Source organism: Roseomonas aeriglobus (genome assembly GCA_016937575.1).
In the GTDB taxonomy this organism is placed as follows: Bacteria; Pseudomonadota; Alphaproteobacteria; order Sphingomonadales; family Sphingomonadaceae; genus Sphingomonas; species Sphingomonas aerigloba.
In genome coordinates this window covers 3,335,504-3,354,715 of sequence record JAFHKN010000002.1, presented here as the reverse complement: position 1 = coordinate 3,354,715, position 19,212 = coordinate 3,335,504, and the positions used below count along the sequence as shown (strand labels likewise).

18 protein-coding genes and 1 tRNA gene are annotated in these 19,212 nt (G+C 62.9%); 9 read left to right on the top strand and 10 right to left on the bottom strand.

Features of this window, described 5'->3' with window-relative positions:
• Nucleotides 1-4: 4 nt before the first annotated feature.
• On the bottom strand, nt 5-973 hold the full coding sequence (locus tag JW805_16380; protein MBN2973584.1) for a complex I NDUFA9 subunit family protein: 969 nt from the start codon (nt 971-973) through the stop codon (nt 5-7).
• Nucleotides 974-1,085: 112 nt separating this feature from the next.
• Here JW805_16380 and JW805_16375 point away from each other — a divergent pair.
• Nucleotides 1,086-1,172: transfer RNA gene (locus JW805_16375), tRNA-Leu, on the top strand.
• A 166-nt stretch (nt 1,173-1,338) separates the two neighbouring features.
• A complete protein-coding gene (locus tag JW805_16370) occupies nt 1,339-2,577 on the top strand; it encodes a tyrosine-type recombinase/integrase (GenBank protein MBN2973583.1) in 1,239 nt (412 codons plus the stop codon).
• An 18-nt stretch (nt 2,578-2,595) separates the two neighbouring features.
• Here JW805_16370 and JW805_16365 read toward each other — a convergent pair whose 3' ends face one another.
• The 7 genes from JW805_16365 to JW805_16335 form a co-directional block, all read right to left on the bottom strand.
• On the bottom strand, nt 2,596-3,783 hold the full coding sequence (locus JW805_16365; protein ID MBN2973582.1) for a hypothetical protein: 1,188 nt from the start codon (nt 3,781-3,783) through the stop codon (nt 2,596-2,598).
• Nucleotides 3,784-3,999: 216 nt separating this feature from the next.
• Nucleotides 4,000-4,440, bottom strand: coding sequence for an HPP family protein (locus JW805_16360; protein ID MBN2973581.1), 441 nt, complete (start codon nt 4,438-4,440; stop codon nt 4,000-4,002).
• A gap of 28 nt (nt 4,441-4,468) precedes the next feature.
• Complete coding sequence (gene pcaF, locus JW805_16355; GenBank protein MBN2973580.1) at nt 4,469-5,671, bottom strand: 3-oxoadipyl-CoA thiolase; 1,203 nt, start codon at nt 5,669-5,671, stop codon at nt 4,469-4,471.
• A 4-nt stretch (nt 5,672-5,675) separates the two neighbouring features.
• On the bottom strand, nt 5,676-6,749 hold the full coding sequence (locus tag JW805_16350; protein MBN2973579.1) for a maleylacetate reductase: 1,074 nt from the start codon (nt 6,747-6,749) through the stop codon (nt 5,676-5,678).
• Nucleotides 6,749-7,528, bottom strand: a complete 780-nt coding sequence (locus JW805_16345; protein ID MBN2973578.1) for a CoA-transferase subunit beta — start codon at nt 7,526-7,528, stop codon at nt 6,749-6,751. The genes JW805_16350 and JW805_16345 overlap by 1 nt, the downstream gene beginning before the upstream one ends.
• Complete coding sequence (locus JW805_16340; protein MBN2973577.1) at nt 7,525-8,346, bottom strand: CoA transferase subunit A; 822 nt, start codon at nt 8,344-8,346, stop codon at nt 7,525-7,527. Before JW805_16340 ends, JW805_16345 begins: the two co-directional genes overlap by 4 nt.
• Nucleotides 8,347-8,492: 146 nt before the next feature.
• Nucleotides 8,493-9,401 (bottom strand): LysR family transcriptional regulator, encoded by a 909-nt coding sequence (locus tag JW805_16335; GenBank protein MBN2973576.1) that lies wholly within the window; start codon nt 9,399-9,401, stop codon nt 8,493-8,495.
• A gap of 149 nt (nt 9,402-9,550) precedes the next feature.
• On the opposite strand from JW805_16335, the gene JW805_16330 reads away from it, so the two are divergent.
• The 7 genes from JW805_16330 (at nt 9,551) to JW805_16300 (ending at nt 16,701) form a co-directional block, all read left to right on the top strand.
• Nucleotides 9,551-11,812, top strand: coding sequence for a TonB-dependent receptor (locus tag JW805_16330; protein ID MBN2973575.1), 2,262 nt, complete (start codon nt 9,551-9,553; stop codon nt 11,810-11,812).
• 234 nt (nt 11,813-12,046) lie between these two features.
• Nucleotides 12,047-12,844, top strand: coding sequence for an MBL fold metallo-hydrolase (locus tag JW805_16325; GenBank protein MBN2973574.1), 798 nt, complete (start codon nt 12,047-12,049; stop codon nt 12,842-12,844).
• Between the two features lie 29 nt (nt 12,845-12,873).
• Nucleotides 12,874-14,058 carry a hypothetical protein gene (locus JW805_16320; protein ID MBN2973573.1) on the top strand — a complete coding sequence of 395 codons (1,185 nt, stop codon included), beginning with the start codon at nt 12,874-12,876 and terminating at the stop codon, nt 14,056-14,058.
• An 18-nt stretch (nt 14,059-14,076) separates the two neighbouring features.
• Complete coding sequence (locus JW805_16315) at nt 14,077-14,421, top strand: YciI family protein (GenBank protein MBN2973572.1); 345 nt, start codon at nt 14,077-14,079, stop codon at nt 14,419-14,421.
• 26 nt (nt 14,422-14,447) lie between these two features.
• Nucleotides 14,448-15,140 (top strand): dienelactone hydrolase family protein, encoded by a 693-nt coding sequence (locus tag JW805_16310; protein ID MBN2973571.1) that lies wholly within the window; start codon nt 14,448-14,450, stop codon nt 15,138-15,140.
• Between the two features lie 9 nt (nt 15,141-15,149).
• Nucleotides 15,150-15,815: a glutathione S-transferase N-terminal domain-containing protein gene (locus JW805_16305; protein ID MBN2973570.1), complete on the top strand. Its 666-nt coding sequence runs from the start codon at nt 15,150-15,152 to the stop codon at nt 15,813-15,815.
• 49 nt (nt 15,816-15,864) lie between these two features.
• Entirely contained in the window at nt 15,865-16,701 is an 837-nt protein-coding gene (locus tag JW805_16300; GenBank protein MBN2973569.1) for a helix-turn-helix transcriptional regulator, read from the top strand.
• Nucleotides 16,702-16,707: 6 nt separating this feature from the next.
• Here JW805_16300 and JW805_16295 read toward each other — a convergent pair whose 3' ends face one another.
• Together JW805_16295 and JW805_16290 are read right to left on the bottom strand one after the other, a co-directional pair.
• Nucleotides 16,708-17,670, bottom strand: a complete 963-nt coding sequence (locus JW805_16295; protein MBN2973568.1) for an oxidoreductase — start codon at nt 17,668-17,670, stop codon at nt 16,708-16,710.
• Between the two features lie 14 nt (nt 17,671-17,684).
• Nucleotides 17,685-19,061, bottom strand: a complete 1,377-nt coding sequence (locus tag JW805_16290; protein MBN2973567.1) for a Rieske 2Fe-2S domain-containing protein — start codon at nt 19,059-19,061, stop codon at nt 17,685-17,687.
• Nucleotides 19,062-19,212: the final 151 nt, after the last annotated feature.

The following is a 19,212-nucleotide window of genomic DNA, read 5'->3' as shown; positions in this document are numbered from 1 at the left end:
CCGCTCAGGCCGTGGCGCGCTTGGCGAAACGACCCTGACGGCGGAACCGGACCAGCCAGTCCGGCGCGACCGCCGCCATCGGCGTCGGCGTGATACCCGCTGCAGCCAGGCCGTCCTCGCCGGTCACGACATTGTCGCGGCCGAGCATTACCCATTGATCCCGCGTGATCGGCGCCCCCGGCAGGAAGCCCAGGCTCGCGATCGCCGAGCCGACCGCGTCGGGCAGGTCGGGCATCGGCGGATGGCGCAGCACGGCGCCGGCGAGGAACTCGTGGATCTGCCGCATCGTCAGGACGTCGGGACCGCCGAGGTCCAGCGTGCGGCCCGCGAACGCCTTCGGGTCGGCAAGCGCCGCGACGACGACGCGCGCGACGTCCTTCACGTAGACCGGCTGGAACTTCGCCGAGCCGCGCAGCACCGGGACGACCGGCATCCGTGCGATCATCGCAGCGAAGCGGTTGGTGAATTCATCCTCGCGCCCGAACACGAGCGAGGGACGCAGGATCGTTGCGTTCGGGAACGCGGCACTGACTGCCGCTTCGCCCTCACCCTTGCTCCGTCCGTATTCGGAGGGTGAGTCGGGATCGGCGCCGATCGCCGAGACATGGACCAGCGTCCCGACGCCCGCCGCACTCGCCGCCTCGGCGATCGCTTTCGCGCCCGCCACATGCAGCGCGGTCATATCGGCAAAGGCGCCGACCAGGTTCACGACCGCGTCGGCGCCTGCCACCGCCCGCGCGACCGAGTCGGGCTTGCGCACGTCGGCAGCGACGAACTGCGTCTGGCCGAGACCACCGAGCGGCTTCAGGAAAAACGCCGACTTGGGCTCGCGCTGCGCGATCCGCACCCGTGCGCCCGTCGCCAGCAACGCTTGCGCGACATAGCGCCCCACGAACCCGCCGCCGCCGAACAGTACGACCAACTTGTCCTTCATGCCCGATACCCTTCGCGCCAATCCCGTTTCCGCCCCCATGCCGCGCACGCCAGCGCGCTGCAACCCGATGAAGCGTAAAACGCTGCCTGATCTCCAAAACGGGTGTTGACAGCCCCACGATCCCTCCCCTAGAGGCGCCGGCCTACCCCGTGCCCAGATGGCGGAATTGGTAGACGCACCAGCTTCAGGTGCTGGCGCTCGCAAGGGCGTGGAGGTTCGAGTCCTCTTCTGGGCACCATTTGTTCTTCCGGGGGCGTCCGACAACGTCCCGGAAGTGGCTGAAATCCTCACTTTTTTGTGCTATAAGCGTCCGGCGAAATCCGGGCGGATACGGCACCAATCGAGAACAATTAGGGTATCTCGTGAGGTATCGTTCTCCTCCCTTTTTGGAGGCGATACCTCAGATGGGCACCCTTTTTGCCACGACAGTGGCCAGCGCCAAGCCGGCCGCAAAGGACTATAAGCTTTCCGACAGCGCGGGGCTATATCTGCTCGTGCGACCGAACGGCTCCAAGCTGTGGCGGTTCAACTATGTCCATTGCGGCAAGCACCGCACGCTGGCGTTCGGCGTCTGGCCGGATGTCGGCCTCGCCGATGCTCGAGGCAAGCGCGACGAGGCGCGCCGGCTGATCGCGGCCGGGCTCGACCCCTCGCATCAGGAGAAGGTCGCGCGGGCTAAGGCGCGCGTCGAGGAGAACGACACTTTCAAGACGGTCGCCAAGGAATGGCTCGCAAAGCTTGAGCGAGAGAAAATGGCCGATATCACGCTCAGCAAGATCCGCTGGCTGCTGGACATGGCCTATCCCAAAATCGGCAACCGTCCGATTGCGAAGATCACCACCCAAGAGGTTCTGGTCGTTCTTCGCGCGGTCGAGGCCACGGGCCGCTACGAGAGTGCCCGGCGGATGCGCAGTGTCCTCGGCCGGGTCTTCCGCTACGCCGTCGCCACCACGCGAGCCGAGCGCGACCCGACGGGCGATTTGCGCGGCGCTCTCACCGTTCCGAAGGCCAAGCACCTTGCAGCGATCACCAACCCTAAGCGCGCCGGCGAACTGATGCGGGCGATCGAAAGCTACAGCGGGCACGCAATCACGCTCTACGCCCTACGGCTGTCCGCCCATCTGTTCGTACGCCCCGGTGAACTTCGCCAGGCGGAGTGGTCGGAGTTCGACTTCGACAACTCGGTCTGGAACATCTCGGAAGAGAAAATGAAAATGCGCCGCGCGCACCGTGTGCCGCTCTCGACCCAAGTCACCAGCATGTTCGAGGAGCTCTGGGAGTTGACCGGCACGGGGCGCTATTGCTTCCCGTCCTTTCGTACCGACCGGCGGCCGATGTCGGAGAACACCGTCAACGCCGCGCTGCGCGTGCTCGGCTTCGAGCAATCAGAGATGAGCGCGCATGGCTTCCGGGCTATGGCGGCGACCATGCTCAACGAAAGCGGCCAGTTCCATCCAGACGCGATCGAGCGCCAGCTGGCGCACATCGAGACCAATGGCGTGCGGCGCGCCTACACGCGCGGGGAATATTGGAGCGAACGGGTCACCATGATGCAGTTCTGGTCGAATGAACTCGACCGGCTTCGCAGCGGCGCCACGGTGCTAAAGCCCAACTTTGGAGGCCGTCACGCCGCAATCCGCTGATGCTGGGCGGACATCCGTTCAATAATGGTTGTACGGTGGCCGAAATGCATGATCGTCATCGCCGCCGAACAGCTTGTTCGTCTCGAAACGCTGCTCGAGGCCGTCTGCTGAAAGTGCCGCTTCGCGCGATGCCAGCCGACGCTCCGCCAGAGCTAGGAATTGCGAAACGCGGCCGGCCCTCTCGGCCAAATTCTCGGCTCGCAGATTCTCTACTAGCCGCCTTAGTCGGTCGAGCGCGGCCAACTCTTCGAGCACCTCGTCGAGTGCCTTGCCACGGCGCTCGGCGATATGATCCCTACGGAGCGCGAGTTCACGCTGGCGCCGCGCTTCCGCTGCCTGTCGTGCCTGCGCCTCGCGCTTGAGGTGATCGTCCTTTTTTGCCGCCGCCAGCACGGCGACGCCCACCGCGATGTCGCTCGCCATGTTCTCGATCCGCTGGACCTTGGCGTCTTTGAAGGAACGCCGCGGGCTGCCGCCGAGCAGATATGAATTTTCCAGCTCGAATGCGAGCTGGCCGGTCGGGTGATAATCCCATTCCGGCCGGCGCAGGAACGATGTGCTGAAATCCATGTCGTCCCAGCTATTCGGGTTCTTCCAGCGCCGCTCACGCCGTTTTCGCGCGGCTTGGTCCTCGGCAATCTCCTTTTCGGTAAGTACGTGCTTCTCGCGGCGGACGCCTTCGCTGATCGAAAAACCGATCACCTCGCCGTCGCAAGTGAAGGCCGCCGTCTTCTCGCCTCGCGCCAGTTTGATCCCCAGGGCGTCCGCCGCTGCCACGATGCGACTGAGGGCGAGTTCTAAGCGGTCGATCGAGGCCGGCGCGACGCTCGCCTTGATCACGTTCAAGCCTTCGATCGTGACGAGCCCGTTGATCAAGGAAGGCTTTGCCTTGCGAAGCTGCGAAATCGTTCGATCGACGATCGGGTTCGCGGGCAGGACCGCGTCCGCATCGATGGACGAGGCCAGCAGGCGGGCAGTCTCGCGTGCAGCCGCGATCACCTCGGGCTCCGGTCCCAGTTGACCAGCCGCGATCGTGATCCGGTCGGACGTGCCAGCCTTGGCTTTCGGCAAAGGAATTTGCTTAACCGCCTTCCCCGCAGCCTTCTTGGCCCACCAGCCCAGCGGCGGGTTTGGGATATTGTGCTTCCTGCAGATCTTATGGAGGGCGACGTCCGAGAGCGCGAACTCCCGCGCCAGGTGGGTCATGGGTTTCGACCACACCAGTCTGTAAAGCTCTTCTCTCGTAAACACCCGTGACACGCACCCATCCTCATTCGAGCCACGTTTGAGCAACGTTTGCTTTGCAAAATTAAGCACGTAATCAGCGGCTTGATCGAATCCAACTCGCACTACTTGATGGAGCAGCCAAATGTCAGTCTTTGCGGGGTCCGGGATCGATCTCTAGCACAACGACGATCAGAACTAAGTTGTCACTCGGCGCAACAGTCCAGATACTATGACAGCGACAAGGCAGCCGAAGAACAACGGCAGGACGACCGGTTGCCCAAGGTCGGGATGGGCTGCGAGCAAAAACGGGGTGAGGGCGGCCGGTGGATGGACGGTAGCGGTGACCTGCATGGCGACCAGCGCCATGGCAGCGACGATCACCGCGGGAATCAGCCAGACGTGACAAAACAGCGTAAGGCTCAAGGCGATCAGGTGACCGCCTATAACTGCCCGGGGATAAGTTGCCCTCAGCTGAGGCGCCGTAGCCGCCAAGGCGAGCGTCGTGATGATCGGAATGCGCTCGATCGGCAGAGACACAACTGCGCCCGCGCGGATCACCGCTTCGATGCCTAACACGAAGAACGTCGCACGGATGACAAAGACGACGATCGCCGTCAGCCCTTTGGGCTGGTGCACATTCTCTATGCTTTGCAAGTGAGAGCACTCACACGCGCGCCAGTGCCAAGGCGACACCCTGTCCGACCCCCACGCACATTGTGCACAGGGCGTAATCGCCGTCTGCCTCGGCAAGTGCGTGCGCCGCGGTGAGAACCAGCCGGGCGCCTGACATGCCGAGCGGATGGCCGAGCGCGATCGCTCCGCCATGCGGATTGACGTGCGGCGCATCGTCGGGGACGCCAAGCTGGCGCAGCGTCGCGAGAGCCTGCGACGCGAATGCCTCGTTGAGCTCGATGACGTCGAACTGCTCGATGGTAAGGGCCAGCCGCGCCATCAGCCGCTGCGTCGCCGGCACCGGCCCGATGCCCATGATGCGAGGTTCCACGCCCGCCGACGCCGCGCCCAGAATCCGCGCGATCGGGGTCAAGCCATGGCGCGTGATGCCGGCCTCGCTGGCGATGAGCAGCGCGGCCGCGCCATCATTGATGCCCGACGCGTTGCCCGCCGTCACGGTGCCGCTGGGGCGGACGACGGGTTTCAATCGAGCGAGCTGCTCGGCCGTCGTTGCCGGGCGCGGATGCTCGTCGGTCGTGACGACCACGGCGTCCGCACCCTTGTTCCCGGGGATGATGACCGGCGTGATCTCGCCTTGATGCCAGGCTGCCGCCGCACCGGCGCGCTGCTGGCTGCGCAGGGCGAAGCCGTCCTGGTCGTCACGCGATATGCCGAACTGGCCCGCGACATTCTCGCCGGTCTCGGGCATCGAGTCGACGCCATATGCCGCGTGCATGGCCGGGTTGACGAAGCGCCAGCCGATGCTGGTGTCCTCGATCGAGGCCGATCGTTGCCAGGGCTGGGCCGCCTTGCCGAGCACGAAGGGTGCTCGGGTCATCGATTCGACGCCCCCGGCGATCACCACGTCCGCCTCGCCGGCCACGATCGCGCGCGCCGCCGCTGCGACCGCGTCGAGACCCGAGGCGCACAGGCGGTTGATCGTCACGCCCGGGACGCTCGGCGGCAGGCCCGCGAGCAGCGCGGCCATGCGCGCGACGTTGCGATTGTCCTCTCCTGCCTGGTTGGCGCAGCCCAGCATGACGTCGTCGATGGCGGCCGGGTCGAGCGATGGGTGCCCGGCGAGCAGCGCGCGGATCGGAACCGCCGCGAGGTCGTCGGCGCGGACCGCCGCCAGCGCGCCGCCGTGACGGCCGATGGGCGTGCGCAGGCCGCCACAGATAAAGGCCGCCGGCACCGCCTCAGACCGCGTAGGTCGAATGATCGGGGCGCACGCCGGCCCAGGCGTTGGCGATCAGCCGGCGGATCAGCACCGGGTCGATCGGCCGCGGATTGTCGTAAGGGTTGGCGAGCGTGATCTCGACCGCGCGGTCGATCCCGTCCTCGGGCATGCCCAGATCGCGGAGCGCCGTCGGCGCGCCGGCGTCGCGCGCCACGTCGAACAGCTTGCCGGCAATGCCCTCGCCGCCCAGCGCGCGCTTGATCGCCGCCACCGCGTCGCGCACCGCCGGTGCATTATAGGCGAGCGCGTGCGGCAGCACGATAGCGTGCGTCTCGGCATGCGGCAGGTTGAACGATCCGCCCAGCACATGACAGAGCTTGTGGTGGAGCGCGACGCTGGTCGCGCCCAGGCAGATCGCGCACAGCCAGGCGCCATAGAGCGCGTTGGCCCGCGCCTCGAGGTTGCCCGGCTCCCGCGCCACCACCGGCAGCCCGCGATAGAGCGAAGCGATGCCAGACTCGGCGATCATGTCGATGATCGGATTGCGATTGGTGGCATAAAGCGCCTCCACCGCATGGGCCATGGCATTGAGCCCGCTCGTCACCGACATCAAAGGCGGCAGCGTCAGCGTGAGATCGACATCGTAGATCACCGTCTCGGGCAGCACCCTGGGCGTCACCTGGGTGGTCTTGAGACCGTTCTCGGTCTGCCCGATGATCCGCGTCATCTCCGAGCCGGCATAGGTGGTCGGGATGACCAGCTGCGGCAGGTCGGTGCGCAGCGCGATCGCCTTGGAGAGGCCGATCGTCGAGCCACCGCCGAGCGCGACGATGGCGTCGATGCGTGCGTCCGTCACCACCGCCATGGCGCGGTCTGTCACCTCGACAGGCGTGTGCATCGTCGCGCCGCTGAAGGTCGCAGCGTGCAGCCCGCCAAGCCGCCTCGCGAGATCGCCGGCCGCGCCGGTCTGCTCCGGGGTCGAGACGACGAGGACGCGCTGACCGAGCCGGGCCGCCTCATCCGCCACCCGGTCGAGCGTGCCGTGCCCGAAGATCACCCGCGCCGGCAGGCCCTCATAAACGAAGCTGTCCATCATGCGGCTCCCTGGTGCGCGGCATCGGTGCGCGCCTTGAGATCGCGCAGCGCCGACAACTCCTCCGCAGACGGCGCATTGCGCGTGCTCAGTTCTGCTCTGACCTGGAGCGGCCAGCCCGTCGCGGCCCGCACCTGATCGACCGTAACGCCGGGGTAGAGTGCGGTCAGTTCGAACGCACGGGTCTCGGGATGCGGCTCCATCACGCCCAGGTCGGTGATGAGGCGCGTCGGACCCTTGCCCTTGAGTCCAAGCCGCGCGCGCGCGTTGCCGCCGTCGAGGTGACCGGGGCTCGAGATGAAGTCGAGCTTGTTTACCAGCGCGCGCATCGATTGCCGGATCATGATGAACGTCTCGCCGGCGCAGGCAGCGATCTCAGGCGCGCCGCCCGCACCCGGCAGCCGCACCTTGGGGCTGTCATAGGCCCCGATGACGGTGGTGTTGAGATTGCCGAACCGGTCGACCTGCGCCGCGCCGAGGAAGCCGACGGTCACCCGCCCGCCCTGCAGCCAGTAGCCGAAAATCTCGGGCACCGAGACGACCGCGCGCGCCGTCTCCGCCAGCTCGCCATCACCGATCGAGAGCGGAAGCACCGATGGCCGTGTTTCGATCGTCCCCGATTCGTAGATGAGCTTGATCCCCGGCGCATGGAGCAGCCGCGCCAGGTTTGCCGCTGTCGACGGCAGGCCGATCCCGACGAAGCACACATCATCGCTCGAGAGATGGCGCGCGGCCTCGACCACCATCATCTCGTCGGGCGTGTAGGCCTGGTCGCTCATGTCAGCGCCTCCAGCCTCGCCGCAGCTTCGGTTGAGATCGTTTCGCCGAGCCAGGCGATGAAGCGTCCGCGGTCCGCCGCCACCGCATCCCAGGCCAGGTAAGCGGCATTGTCGCGAGCATAATAGCCATGGGCGTAGGACGGCCGCGCGCCGCCCGGCACCAAGCAGACCGCCGAGAGGATCCAGTGAGGCAGCACCGTCCGGTTCATCGTGTCGCCAAGATCGTCGACAATCTCCTCGACGGTCACGATCACGTGGCGGCTCGCCATCGCCACTTCCTTCTGCACGCCAACGATGCCGGCGATGAGGACGTTGCCCTGCCGGTCTGCCCGCTGCGCATGGATGATCGCCACGTCGGGGTTGATCGCGGGGACGGCGGGAATCGCCTCGCCAGTGAAGGGGCAGGTGACGAGCCGGATGTTGGGATTGACCGACATCAGGTCGGTGCCGAGATAGCCGCGGCACAGGCCGAACGGCATCCGCGCCGCGCCCGCCGCATAGGCCGCCGCCATGCCGGCATGGGCATGTTCCTCGATCTCGAGCGGCGCCGGCCATCCCCGCTCGACGGCGTCGCGGAAGCGGTGCAGCGACCCCACGCCGGGATTGCCGCCCCAGGAGAAGGTCAGCTTGCGCGCGCACCCAGCGCCGATCATCTGGTCGTAAAGGATATCCGGCGTCATCCGCACCAGCGACAGCTTACGCCGGCCTTGCCGGATGATCTCATGACCAGCGGCGTATGGAATGAGGTGGGTGAAGCCTTCCAGCGCTACAGTCATGCCGTCTTCGACAAAGACTGAAATGGCCTCAGATAATGACATTCGTTGAGCGCACTTAGCCACGAGTACATACTCGCTCCGTGTGGCGCAGCTTTTCGCGATTGCAGCCTCCACCCGTCATTGACCCGCTTGCTCCCGTTGTACGTGATCAGCAGGTGGCGCGCCAATGCAATACCGTCAAATACCGTTTATGCGCTCGTGCCATACCGATCGAGTATCGATCCATCCTCTATGCACGCGAGAAATGCGTCTACGACCGGCGAACGCTGTGCCTTTAGGAAGAGGCAACTGACTGGGGCGGACGCTTCTGCCGCCCCGATCGGTCGAAAGGACAACTCGGGCCATTGGAGCCGAGCAACGGACTCGGGCACTACACAAAGGGCACCGCTCACCATGGTCATGGCCAACGCAACGAATACATCTTCTGCCATTGTGATGTCGGATGGCGACACGTCGTTGCTGCTCAGCAAGGCAAGGACATGGTCTGCAAAGCTCGGACGATCGCCCTGAGGAAAGAGAATAATAGGGCGTCCGTCTAAGTCAGCAATCGGACAGGGCGTGGGGTCTTTTGCTACTTGCTTGTTGACCGCCTCAGCCAGCCACAATGGTTCGTCGGCTAACCGCACCGACGCTAAATCGGGCTCAAGAGGAAAGAACCTTGCAAAGCCGATTCCCAGCCGACCATCGCGCAGCCGAGCAATCTGCTCGGCTTTCCCGGCACGGTGAATGCGTACAGCAACCTCGGGGTAACGTTCCATGAATCGGCGGATACTCGTCGGCACGACCGTATGAATTGTTGAGCCGAAGTAACCGACGTCGAGATGTCCGATCTCGCCTCGATCTGCCGCACGACATCGCTCGATCGCATTTTGGGACAAGGTGACCAAACGCCGCGCCTCGGCGAGAAAACTTGCACCCGCCGAAGTCAGCGTCACCCCCTTGGAAGACCGAAGGAATAGGGTGACGCCGAGCTCTTGCTCGAGTTGTCTGATCTGCCGGGTGATCGGCGGCTGGGAGACGTGGAGGCGGCGTGATGCTGCCGTAAGATTTGCCTCTTCTGCGACTGCTAGGAAATAGCGGAGTTGGCGGAATTCCATGAAACCTCCATACCGATTGAGTATCGTTAATGCCAATCAATGGTATTTTTCTTTTGCGAAGTCACTGCCCAAGAACGGCAATCGACTGTCTCCCACTGAGGGGCCAGCGCCGAAGGGAGAGGACTATGAGAATGCAAAGGACCCTGTGGTTGACGTCCGCCAGCTTAGCCCTGTGTGCTTTGCCGTCCGTTGTTTCGGCGCAGACCGCGGACGAAGGTCAGCCGACAACCACTGAAATCGGTGCGCAGGAGATCACAACTCAGGACATCGTCGTAACCGCGCAGGGTCGGGCCCAGTCGCTTCAGAGAGTGCCAATCGCGATTGCGGCAGTCGAGGGAAAGACATTTCAGCAACGTGTAATCCTCGACCTCGAGTCGCTCACGCCGCAACTCGGCAGTGTAACGCTAGCGGAGTCGCCGTTCCAAAGAACCGTAGCCATTCGCGGACTTGGCTCCACCGGCGGCAACATAGGCTATGAGCAATCAGCACCTCTCTTTGTTGACGGCGTCTTTGGGGGCCGTGGGGGCCAGTTTGTCCTGCCCTTTTTCGACCTATCGCGCATCGAGGTCGTGAAGGGACCACAGGCGATCTTCTTCGGCAAGAATGCAACCGCCGGAGCGATCAGTATCGTATCTGCACGACCAACAAGCACGTTCTACGCGAGCATCAACAGCGGCTACGAAGTCCAGAACGGCGGATACATCGCCGAGGGGATCGTTTCTGGGCCGCTCTCTCCAGCGCTTCGCGCACGATTGTCGGTTCATGGTTCACGCAAGGGCGACTATCTCTTCGACACCAGTGCCAACAGGCATGTCGGCGGCGCGGACGAGTTCGGTATCCGGGGCGGCCTTGAATGGGACGCGACGTCCAATCTGTCCTTCTACCTGAAAGGGGAATACTCCAAGCGCAACGCTGACCGGCGTTTCCAGCTCGCCTGCGCGGCGCCCGGAGCGACGCAGGTCAGCTTCGCAGGCGCGACAGTAGAATGCATCGAAGACCAGCGGCTCTCGTCGGGGGCCATCAACGGGCCGTTCGCCGCTGCATTCCCGCCCGGCTCCGACTTCGACAATAGCGATGCGTATAACGCCGTGTTGGTGACCGACCTGATGCTCGGCGAGCACAAACTGGAAGCGACGACGGGCTATTCAGCCTTCACCTCGCAAAACCAGGACGGCCTTGATCGCAGCGCGATCGGAGTCGCGACCTCCAGCACTGGCGAGAATTTCGATCAAATATCCCAGGAACTGAGGCTGCTGTCGCCGACTGGGAATTTGTTCGAATATGTTTTGGGTGGTCTTTTCATCCACGCCCGCCACCGCGTGAACCAGACTGTCGCCCAAGCTCTTCCGATCCTCGTTGGCGACTATATTCACGTCGACCAGTCGAGTGACGCCTATTCCGCGTTCGGCAAGCTCACCTGGAACATTACCGACAAGCTCCGCCTCTCTGCCGGGGCCCGCTTCACGCATGAGAAGAAGAACTATGCGTCGACAGTCTCACGCACACTTGATCCCGCCCAGATTGCCGTACTCGACGTCGACCATTTCCCGACCAATCCGCTCGCCGCTTTTCCGCAAGACCTGAGACGGTCCGAAAGCAGCTTCGATCCCTCTGGAACGATCGAATGGAACCCTGCCCGCGGTCTACTCATCTATGCCTCGGTTGCGCGGGGCACAAAGGCGGGGGGATTCGAATTCTTCCCTCGCGCTCTCGCCATGCCGGTGTCGCCCAGCGCCATTCAATATGGCGAGGAGCGTGCGCTCAACTTCGAGGGCGGCTTCAAGGCGACCTTCGCGGCCGGCAAAGGCCAGCTCAATGGCTCGATTTTCTACAACAAGCTGACCGGTCTTCAGAACCAGGTCCTCAACATCGCTATTCTCGGCTTCGAGGACTACAATGCTCAACGAGCCCATAGTGCTGGGTTCGAGCTCGAAGGTTTTGTCAACCCGGTCGAGCAGATCAAGATCGGCGGAAACGTCGCGTATCTCGATGCAAAATATGATCGGTTCGAGTTTCCGAGTCGCAACGTCAACTACACTGGAAATCGGCTACCCTTTGCCCCGGAATGGTCGGGCAATGGCTATGTCGACGGTAAGTTCGACCTGTCGTCGAACCTCGTTCTAAATACTCATCTCCAGGTCAATTACACCGATCGCATGTCGTTCGACGCATCGAATAACCCCGCTGACAATGGGCGCTCCTATGCGACCGTGGATCTGCGCGTCGGCTTCAGCCTGCCCACACAGAAGCTCGAGTTCGCCGTCAGCGGCCGCAATATCCTCGACAAGCAGAACATACGCATCTTCTCGAACCCCACATTGCTCAGTCTCGCGTTGCCCGCACTCAACCCCCGGGGCGTTCTCCTGACCGAAGGAAGGACCGTCTTCCTCACCGTGAAGAAGGAATTCTGAAAGGTGAGGTTCGCTGCGGCACTGAGCGCCATCCTGGGATCAGGCGCAATGCTGGCTACTGTGGCAGTCGCCCAGCCACTCCCGATGTCGACGCCGACACATGGTCCACGACTGATTTTGCTAGGAACGGGCGGAGGCCCCCTGCTTCGAACCGCGCGCGCGCAAAGCGCGTCTGCGATCGTTCTGCCGGAGGGACTTCTCCTGGTCGACGCGGGTGAAGGAAGCATCGAGCGCATGACAGAGGCCGGTCTCGGGCCGGACAGGATCAAGACGATCCTCATAACTCACCTGCATATTGATCATGTCGCTGCCTTGTGGAGCTTGCTCTTGCATCGCTGGGCCATGCGGGCGCAGGGTCAACTCGAAGTCGTGGGTCCACCTGGAACGCGTGCTATGGTCGATGCACTCGCGCGAGCCAGTGGGCCGATAGTCGAGGCTTCACGAGCGCTCGGGGCCGATGCTCCGGCGATAGCCTCGATGGTTACGGTCACCGAGTGCGGCGCCGACCCTGAGCAGCAAGTTACTTTATCGGCTTTTCCAAGCCTAAGAATCGCATTCGCGCGGAACAGTCATCTCGACGCGGACCAGATTCTGGACGTGAAGAGGCCAGTGTCGCTTGCGTATCGGATTGATGCGTCGGGATGGTCCGCCCTGTTCACGGGCGACACCGGCCCGTCCCCTGCCGTCGAGGCCTTGGGACGCAACGTCAGCCTTATGGTCGCAGAGGTCGTCGACGTCGATGCCGCGATGGAAGTCGTTGAGCGCTCGATGCACCTGAAGCGCGATGACCTCCCGGGACTGCGGACGCGGATGGCGGCTGGCCACTTAGACGCTCAGGCGCTGGGAAAGATGGCCACGACGATCGCGCCGCAATTGCTGGTCATCTCGCACATCTCACCGGGCGTGAGTTCGCCGAGTGATGGGTCCGACAAGCGCTTGTCCGCTCAGATCGCCCGGTCGTTCAGCGGTCGCACCCTTTTCGCACACGATCTCATGACGATCGACCTTCAATCAAGGCGACCTGCCCACTGACTGCCAGCTGCAATCGGAGAATCCTCCCTATGCTTCCCCTAACCGATTTCGCCATCGAAGAGCCGATCAGCTCCAGTCAAAATGCAGGCCGCATCGATGCGATTGAGACAGCCATCGTCGATTTGCCTCTCAAGCGCGCCCATTTCCATGCCTCGGGCACGCACGCGACTCAAAGCCTGGTCATCGTCACGCTCCGCACCGCCGATGGAGCAATCGGTTACGGAGAGGGTGGGACTCCCGGTGGGACAGCTTTCTGGGGCGGCGAATGTGCCGAGACGATAAAGGTCATTATCGACCGCTATCTCGCGCCCGCCGTCATCGGACTAAGCATCTTCTCGCATGAACGCTTGCTGAGCGCGATGGACCGGGCTGCGAGTGGGAATCAGTTCGCCAAGGCGGCGGTCGACATCGCCGCGTCCGACGCAGCGGCACGAGCGATGAACGTGCCTATCAGTGCTTTCTACGGCGGGGTCGTGCGGACCCGCATTCCTGTCCTCTGGGCATTGGCGACCGCTGCTTACGAAGCGGACGTCGAGGACGCTCAGCTCCAGCTGTCCGAGCGTCGTCATCGGACGTTCAAGATCAAAATCGGCAAAGGCGATCCAGAAGTGGAGGCGCAGCGTGCGATCCGTACGGCGGAAGCGATCCACAGCATGTCTGCCGAGGCTCGCTGCACGGTCGATCTCAACCAAGCGTGGGACGAGCCAACTGCCCAGCGCCTCCTGCCCCGGCTACAGGATGCCGGCTTCGCTCTGGTTGAACAGCCCATTGCAAGCTGGAACATCGCAGGGATGGGGCGTCTCGCGGACCGCCTCGACATGCCCCTGCTCGCGGACGAGAGCCTGTGGGATTTTCACGACGCCCATGATGCATTCGTGCGCCGCTCGACAGATATCTATGCGGTTAAGATCGCGAAGGGCGGCGGACTTCGGCGTGCCTACAAAGCAGCGGCCACTGCCGAAGCAGCGGGAATTCCACTCTACGGCGGTATGGCGCTTGAAAGCTCGTTCGGGACCGGAGCCGGGCTGCAGCTGTTTTCGGCGCTCGCGGACCTTCCGTGGGGATGCGAATTGATCGGCCCGCGATTGCTTGCCGAGGACCTTACGACCTCAGCTGCCGAATATGGCGAGTTCCAGATCAAGGTGCCGTCCGGGCCCGGCACTGGCTTCGATCTCGACTTCGACAAGGTGCGCCATTTTAGTCGCGAGGCCTAGCGACCAGGAGACAATCCGATGCATTATTCGATCTACATTACCGACCGCCCTGACAGCGCAGCCGACCGGGTTCCGGCCGTCGAGCCTCACAGAGCGTATATCAAGGCGCGCGCGCACAAGATCCTGGCAGCAGGCGCCACGTTTGCTGACGACGGCAAGACCGTGCGCGGCGGAAACTATATCGTCGACATGACGCGCGAAGAGGTCGACGAGTTCGTTGCGAACGACCCCTTCACCTTGGCTGGTATCCGCGAAAGCATCGTCATTCAGCCTTGGATCAAGGCCTGCTTCGATCGCGCCTTCCTCATCGCGGTGACACCCCCCGGGGCGCCTGATGTGAACGAGCCACTCGTGGCCGACTGAATGACGTCATTGCTCAGGAAAAACGCATGCTCAACTTCCAAATACCCGTCCAAGGCGACACTATCGGCGGATACATCACTGGTGGGTCGGACCATCCGCGCCCCGGCATCGTCTTGCTGCAGGAGATTTTCGGCGTGAACGACGCGATGCGTCTTGCGGCCGACCAGTTTGCAGCCGATGGCTTCATCGTTCTCGTACCGGACCTTTTCGCCCAGATTTCTCCGGGCATCGAACTCGGCTATTCCGACGAAGAGCGGACGACCGCGATCGGCTACTGGCAGCAATTGAATGAAGCGCGCCTGCAAGCCGACGTCACGGCGGCCATCTGCGCCCTGCGGTCCGATCCCGGCTGCAACGGCAAGGTGGCGGCCGTCGGCTTCTGCCTGGGCGGCAAGCAGGCCATCATCGCAGCCCATGCCGGCCTCGTCGATGCGGCTGTCTCGTATTACCCTGTGCAGGTACCGGAATATCGCGAGATGCTCCGCGATCTGAAATGCCCGCTTCAGGTCCATGTCGGCGACAGCGACGCGCACATTCCAGAAGAGGTACAGACGATGCTGAAAGAAGCGCTGCGCAATATGCCCGGCCATGAGTATCACCTGCATGAAGGCGCGGGTCACGGCTTTTACAATTCGGTTCGAGCCTTCGGCTACGACCCCGAAGCGGCCCGCCGCTCGCATCACGCCGCCGTCGAGTTCATCAAGGCAGCGATTGAATAGGCTTGCCACGTGAAGAGCGAAGGCCAAACGTTCACACTCTTTCACGGCCCCGGGTCCTGCTCGCTTGCGACATGGATTGCGCTGGAGGAGTCGGGCCTTCCCTACCGCATCGAGATTGTCGACACGCGGAACGGTGACACTCATGCTCCTGCACATCTGGCGCGCAACCCATGGGGGCGCGTGCCAGCGCTCGATGTCGGCGGAACGGCACTCACGGAAAACGTCGCGATCCAGCTCTTCTTGGCCGACCTGGCACCGGAACGGCAACTGCTGCCTCTGGCCGGAACGATGACGCGGGCAGTAGCAACCGCTTGGCTGTGTCTCTTCTCAAGCACGGTGCACATCGCATTTCGACCGATATTCCGCGTGGAACGTCTAGCGTCCAGCCTGGCCGGCCAGTCCGATGTCGCGGCGACCGGCCTGCGAACACTGGCAGATACTTTCGAGAAGCTCGATGCCCTTCTCTTGGACCGGCCTTGGGTGGTCGGCGATCGCTTTACGCTGTGCGATTCCTATCTTGCCGTATATGTTCGCTGGCTTGACCGCCCGGCTCTGGCATCGCTGGCGGGGCGCTTCGGCAATCTCCGTCGGCATGCGGCGGAGGTCTGGCAGCGGCCTTCGGTTGCGAGCATCATCGATCGGGAGCAGTCACTGAGACGCGGAATCGAAACTTGAGACCATGATCCGAGTCCCCGAACTGCGCGTCACCGCACTGCACGCCCGATTGATCCGGCTGGTCAATGGCACCCGGTACCAGGTGCGCGGCAATATGAACGCGATGGCCTACAACGCCGAGTGCGGCAGCTTTGCCGTCAAGCTTCCGAACCGCGATATCATCCTTGTCGAGGAGGGCGGCCATTGTAGCCTGCCGAAGGGAACCGATCACGAAATCTATGTCGCCGGTCATCGGCTCTGTCGTGTGCAGCGCCTCGAGGCGCCATTTGTGCCGGCATCGGTTTCGAATGACAGCGGCAGCCTCGTCTTTGCGACCAGCATCGCGGCGTCGACCAATCCGCTTCCGGACATTGTTCCCGAGGTGGTAACATTGACGCGGCAGGAAATGACCAGCGGACATCGTCTCGATCTGGTCTTTGGAATGCTGCGCCAGCATGCCGCCTGCGAGGGCGAAGATCGCAGCCAGATTTCAAATCGGCTCGCCGAAATTGCCGCAATCATTCTCATCGAGCACGTACTGCGCGAGTTTAAGGCCGAGGGTCTCAACGCTGCTGCCGGAATGTCGGACCCGCATATCCGTCGCGTGCTCCAGGCGATTCACGAAAGCCCGCAGGAGGAGTGGTCGCTCGAAGGTCTTGCCCGACATGGCGGCCTCTCGCGCTCGGTCCTTGCCGAACGTTTCAAGGCAACGGTCGGTCAGCCTCCGATCGACTATCTAACCCGCGTGCGGATGGCGCGAGCGACCAGACTGCTCGAGACTGCGGAACTGTCTGTCGCCGATGTCGCCTTTCGCGTCGGCTATCAATCCGACGCCTCCTTTCACAAGGCGTTCCGACGCATGATGGGCGTTAGCCCGAGTTCGTATCGGCGGGCGCGACTGCGCTAGTCCTTGTCAGATATCGAGAACCAGATCGGTGCCCGGCTTCGCTCGCGATACGCAGACGGCCATGGTCTTTCCCGTTACTCTCTCGTCTTCATACAGGCATGAATCCCGATGAACGAGTTCCCCGGCGATCACCGGCGTCACGCACGATCCGCACGTGCCTTCGCGGCATGAGCTTTCAACGGCGATGTCATTCGCCAGCAGCGCGTCAAGCAACGACACGCCGGCCTCAACCGTGAAGCGTTTTCCGCTCCGCGCCGCCAAAACCTCGAAGCAGCCGTTCTCGTCGTCCCCTGCGACAGTTGCCGTCGCAGCGAAGTGCTCGGTACGCACCCGCCCGGGCGGCCACCCGCGTGTCGCCTCGTCGACGGCCGCGAGCATTCGCTTCGGTCCGCAGACATAGATCTGGGTGTCGGAATGTGACGCGCACAGCAACGCGCGAATGTCGAGCGGCGAGGGAGGGTCACCCGCACTGTAATGAAGATGCACGCGTTGCACCCACGGTGCTACCTCAATTTCGGGAAGAAACGCCACGTTGGCCGGCGACGTCGCGCAAATGTGCAGCTCGAAGTCGGCTTGCCGCTCATGCAGCGTCTCGGCCATCGCGAACAATGGTGTCAGTCCAATCCCGCCCGCGATCAGCAGATACCGAGCTTTTCCGCTTTCGAGCGCGAAATTGTTCCGGGGCGCGGATATTCCTAGCGTGTCTCCGACGCCGACCTGGTCGCACAGTTCCCGCGATCCGCCCCGACCGCCTTCCTCGCGGAGCACGGCAATCTGGTAGATGCTGCCGTGCGGCACGTGGACAAGCGAATATTGCCGAATGAGTCCGCTGGGCAGCTCGACATCGACATGCGATCCGGCCTCAGCGGCGACGAACGCATCCGCAGCGACCTCGAAGCGAAACGACCAAATCTCGGTCGCCACGCGTTCCTTCGAGACCACGCGGGCGGGAATGCTTGGTCGCGTCATGGTGCCGGCTCAACTCAAGCTGCCGGATAGCCGACGCGGGTGACGCGATGCGCGAGTGGGTCCAGCCCCTTGGCCACCCTCAGCGCCTGCTCCTCTTTGAAGGCTTCCTTCAGCATACTCCTAACCTTGAGGACGGCCCTATCCGTCCGTGCGAGCTGTTCTTGGTCCCATCGCACAATCCGACCCTGCGACATCTGCATCGGGGCGTCGCCGCCCATAAAGCAGGCCATGCCAGGCAGCGCGTCTGAAGTAAGCGCGCGACCGAGGATAGCGGCGATCATCTTTGCGCGAACTTTGCCCACCTTGCGCTGGTTGATCGAGCCGATGAGCCAGCCGGTGAACGAGCCAGCGTCATTGGGCACAAACCAGAACCAGAGCCCATGCACGCCGCCGTCCATGAACTCCTCACCGTGATGGACAAGGTTGGGCATGAACCAGCGGATCTCGTCGATCGCTTTCGATCCTCCGTGGCCGCCTGTTTCCCGCAGATGGGCGTGAATGCCGTTGCCCGGTAGTTCCTCATAGGCGATTCCGCCGCCCATCTTCTGGTCGCCGAAGAGGTAGCAGGTCCGGTGGAGACAGCCGACATGGGTGATGTCGACAGTGTTATCGAGTTGATTGAGGTGGCTATAAGGGACTGTCACGCGGTGCCGGACGCGAACGCCTTCGTGCATAACTTCCCGTGCGTGAGGCATCGAATCAAGGAACGGCTTCGGATCGGCAACGCCCATGTAGACCCAGATTATGCCGCCAACCTCTTCTGCAGGATAGGACGTCGCCTTCACCTTTCCGCAGGCGGGGCTGTCGGGGCCGTCAGACAGAAACGCAACGCAGTCGCCATGCTTGTTGAAAGTCATTCCATGATATCGGCAGGTGATAGTGCCGACTTCCCACACATTGACCTCGCCAAGCGTGAGAAGTGCGCTCCGGTGCGGGCACCGGTTCTCCAACGCGCATGGTGCGCCGTTCTTGTCGCGGAATAGGACTAGGTTGTCACCGAGCAGCCGAACCGCTTTGTGCTCATTGTGGCTGAGTTCGTGGGATTCCAGGGCGGGATACCAGTATTCTCGGAGTCCGAAGAACGGTATCTCCGCCTGATACCGTTCGATATAGTCCCACGGCATCTCTTCGATCGAAGACGGCTTGTCCGGAGTTCCGTAAGGCTGCTTGAACCATGAGGCCATGAATTCGCTCTTGGACGTCAGAGCCTGAAGCATCGGCGTATCATTGTGTTTCCGAACGAAGCCGAAACCGGGTAGCTTACCGAACCAAGCCCGCGTCTTCCGCCCGATCAGGTCAGACGCGCCTGACCAAAAGCGTTGGCCATATGTGTTGGTCGGAACAACCTTCGCAAAGGTACGTGTCTGCTCGTCGTCGGCTCGGGTTGCCATCCGCCTCTCTCCCTACGCTGTATCTGGCCGAGCAATTCGCTACGACTTAGACATCGCTTAGCGCACAGCAGCGCCGACCGAAGGAGCCGTAAGTCCGAAATCGCTGACTTCCGTCCGGATTTGTATTGCTCGACATCGCTCTCCAGACGAT